Here is a 1,829-nt window from a genome sequence, read left to right as displayed (position 1 = left end):
GCCCCCTATCTCGTGGTGATACCCCCCCCACCCCCCGCCGCCCCCCCCCCCCCCCCGCCGGGCCCCCCCCCCCCCCCCCCGCCCGGGGGGGGGGGGGGGGGGGGGGCGGCGGCCCCCCCCCCACTGGCGGTGTGCGTCCTACGGATCAGACCGCCGGGACGGGGTAGGTCGGGTACTCGACGCCCGAGACGTGCTGGACGACCCGGATCACCTGGCAGGAGTAGCCGAACTCGTTGTCGTACCACAGGTAGAGGATCGCGTTGTCGCCCTCGACCTTGGTGGCGCCGGCGTCGACGATCGAGGCGTGGCGCGAGCCGATGAAGTCGTTCGACACCGCGTCGGGAGCGGTGGTGAAGTCGATCTGGCGCTTCAGCGACGAGGTCAGCGACACGTTGCGGAGGTAGTCGAGGACCTCCTCGCGGGTGGTCTCGCGGGCCAGCTGGAGGTTCAGGATGGCGATCGAGACGTCCGGCACGGGCACGCGGATCGAGCTGCCGGTGATCTTCGCCTTGAGGTCCGGCAGCGCCTTGGCGACGGCCGAGGCGGCACCGGTCTCGGTGATCACCATGTTCAGCGGTGCCGAGCGGCCGCGACGGTCGGCCTTGTGGTAGTTGTCCAGCAGGTTCTGGTCGTTGGTGAACGAGTGGACGGTCTCCACGTGGCCGCGCAGCACGCCGTACTCGTCCTCCATCGCCTTCAGCGGCGGGACGATCGCGTTGGTGGTGCAGGAGGCGCAGGAGAGGATCTGCTCGTCCGGCTTGATGGTGTCGTGGTTGACGCCGTGGACGATGTTGGGCACGTCGCCCTTGCCCGGGGCCGTCAGGACGACCTTCTCGATGCCGGGGCGGAGGTGGTTCGAGAGGCCCTCGCGGTCCCGCCACTTGCCCGTGTTGTCGATCAGGATCGCGTCCCGGATCCCGTACACCGTGTAGTCGACCTCGGACGGGTCGTTGGCGTAGATCACCTTGATCGCGGTGCCGTTGGCGATGATGGTGCTGTTCGCCTCGTCGACGGTGATCGTGCCCTGGAACTGGCCGTGGATGGAGTCGCGCCGCAGCAGCGAGGCGCGCTTCACGATGTCCTGGTCACCACCGCCGCGGACCACGATGGCACGCAGGCGCAGGCCGTTGCCGGAGCCGGCCTTCTCGATCAGCAGACGGGCGACCAGGCGGCCGATGCGGCCGAAGCCGTAGAGGACGACGTCACGCGGCGACTCGCGGCGCTCGATCTTGTTGGCACCCGTGGCGCCGACGACGGCCTCCGCGGTGAACTCCTCCACCGAGAGACCGCGGTTGTCCGCGCGGTAGGTGGCGGCGAGCATGCCGAGGTCGATCTGGGAAGGACCGAGATCCAGGGTGGTCAGCGCCTGTAGGAAGGGCAGCGTCTCGGTGACCGAGAGCTCCTCGCCGGCAATCTGGCGGGCGAACCGGTGGGTCTTCAGGATGCTGACCACCGACTTGTTCACCAGGGAACGGCTGTACAGCAGGACGGTGACGTCCCGCTCCCGGTGCAGTCGGCCGATGATCGGGATCATCGACTCCGCGATCTCCTCGCGGTTCTTCCAGTCCGTGAACACGTCGTCGTTGACAGTCACAAGTCCATCTTTCGAGCTAGGAGGGTGTTCACATGCTAACTGGGCCCCACCCCCCGAACCGAAACGGTTCCGGCCTCTCCCGCATGACAAGAATCACATATGATCCCCCCCTGGTATGTTCTGACGACATGTCAAGGGAGAACGCGAAGAACCCCCGCCGGAATACCGGCGGGGGTTCTTCTCACAATTTGTTCGGCGGCGTCCTACTCTCCCACAGGGTCCCCCCTGCAGTACC

At 67.7% G+C, this 1,829-nt stretch carries 1 protein-coding gene; it reads right to left on the bottom strand.

Annotation, left to right across the window (positions count from 1 at the left end):
- Positions 1-145: 145 nt before the first annotated feature.
- Positions 146-1,594: a glyceraldehyde-3-phosphate dehydrogenase gene (locus tag ACF1AK_RS34975; RefSeq protein WP_391502865.1), complete on the bottom strand. Its 1,449-nt coding sequence runs from the start codon at positions 1,592-1,594 to the stop codon at positions 146-148.
- Positions 1,595-1,829: the final 235 nt, after the last annotated feature.

The organism is Kitasatospora sp. NPDC015120 (assembly GCF_043080305.1).
In the GTDB taxonomy this organism is placed as follows: Bacteria; Actinomycetota; Actinomycetes; order Streptomycetales; family Streptomycetaceae; genus Kitasatospora.
This window is presented reverse-complemented; position numbering and strand designations above follow the sequence as displayed.